Source organism: Flavobacterium sp. (assembly GCF_029242675.1).
Taxonomy (GTDB): Bacteria; Bacteroidota; Bacteroidia; order Flavobacteriales; family Flavobacteriaceae; genus Flavobacterium.
The window spans coordinates 1-1,720 of record NZ_JAQWTM010000436.1 but is presented as its reverse complement, the minus strand read 5'-3'; the positions used below and the strand labels follow the sequence as shown (position 1 = coordinate 1,720).

The window sequence follows — 1,720 nt, the reverse complement described above, 5'->3', positions numbered from 1 at the left end:
TTTTTTATTGTTGCACATTACAAAAATAGTTAGTTTTGCTGAACTATTTAGTTAAATATTATAACGCAAAATTTATGCCAAACTATTCAATATGAGCAAGAACCTTACAACAAGATCAGAAGATTATTCTAAATGGTATAACGAACTGGTTGTCAAAGCAGATCTAGCCGAAAACTCAGGAGTAAGAGGGTGTATGGTTATCAAACCATACGGTTACGCTATCTGGGAAAAAATGCAAGGGGAATTGGATCGAAAATTTAAAGAAACAGGACACCAGAATGCTTACTTTCCTCTATTTGTGCCTAAAAGCATGTTTGAAGCGGAGGAAAAAAATGCAGAAGGATTTGCAAAAGAATGCGCAATTGTAACGCATTATAGGTTAAAAAATGATCCTGACAAACCAGGTAAATTGATGGTTGACCCCAATGCAAAGTTAGAGGAGGAATTAATTGTTCGCCCTACAAGTGAAGCAATTATATGGTCAACTTATAAAGGTTGGGTGCAGTCATACCGTGATTTACCATTGCTAATAAATCAATGGGCTAATGTGGTTCGATGGGAAATGAGAACACGTTTGTTCTTGAGAACTGCCGAATTTCTTTGGCAAGAAGGACATACAGCGCATGCGACAAGAGAAGAGGCAGTAGAGGAATCAGAGAAAATGATGAATGTATATGCTGATTTTGCCGAAGATTTTATGGCTATACCAGTTGTTAAAGGGATCAAAACGGAGTCAGAACGTTTTGCTGGAGCTGAAGAAACGTATTGTATCGAAGCTTTAATGCAGGACGGTAAAGCTTTGCAAGCAGGAACTTCACATTTCTTAGGTCAGAATTTCGCAAAAGCTTTTGACGTAAAATTTGCAAATGCTGAAGGAAAGCAGGAATATGTTTGGGGTACATCTTGGGGTGTGTCAACACGTTTGATGGGTGCTCTTGTTATGACGCACTCTGATGATAAAGGGTTGGTTTTACCTCCAAATTTAGCTCCTATACAAGTTGTTATCGTGCCGATTTATAAAACTGATGAGCAATTAGAACAAATAGCTGCAGAAGTGACAATTTTAAGTGAGCAACTTAAAAAGTTAGGGGTATCTGTTAAATTTGATAATCGTACGACTCAAAAACCAGGATTTAAATTTGCTGAGTGGGAATTAAAAGGAGTTCCTGTGAGAATAGCGATTGGTCCAAAGGATTTAGAAAATGGTACTTTTGAAATTGCAAGGAGAGATACTGCTACAAAAGAAGTAGTTTCTAAAGACGGAATTGCGTCTTATGTAAGCGATTTGCTAGAACAAATTCAAAAAGATTTATTCAATACAGCTTTAGAATATAGAAATTCACATATTACTAAGGTTGATAGTTTTGAGGAGTTTAAGACTGTTTTAAATGACAAAGGTGGTTTTGTGTCAGCGCATTGGGATGGAACAGCAGCTACTGAAGAGCGCATTCAAGAATTGACTAAAGCAACAATAAGATGTATTCCTTTAGATGCTATTGAGGAAGCGGGAACCTGCGTGTTTACTGGGAATCCGTCCACTAAAAGAGTCTTGTTTGCTAAAGCATATTAAAAAAGATTGTTTTTTTTGTCTTAGCTATTGTGCGACTCAAAAATAGTTGTATCTTTGCATCCGCAATACAGAAGCAGGGCCCGTTCGTCTATCGGTTAGGACGCATGGTTTTCATCCATGTAAGAGCGGTTCGATTCCGCTACGGGCTAC

General features: G+C 37.7%; 1 protein-coding gene and 1 tRNA gene. Both read left to right on the top strand.

Translation table 11 applies throughout. The features are described from left to right. Positions 1–91: 91 nt before the first annotated feature. On the top strand, positions 92–1,570 hold the full coding sequence (gene proS, locus P8M54_RS15855; protein ID WP_300289011.1) for a proline--tRNA ligase: 1,479 nt from the start codon (positions 92–94) through the stop codon (positions 1,568–1,570). Between the two features lie 77 nt (positions 1,571–1,647). Next, a tRNA-Glu gene (locus tag P8M54_RS15850) sits at positions 1,648–1,719 on the top strand. The last annotated feature ends 1 nt before the right edge of the window (position 1,720 follow it).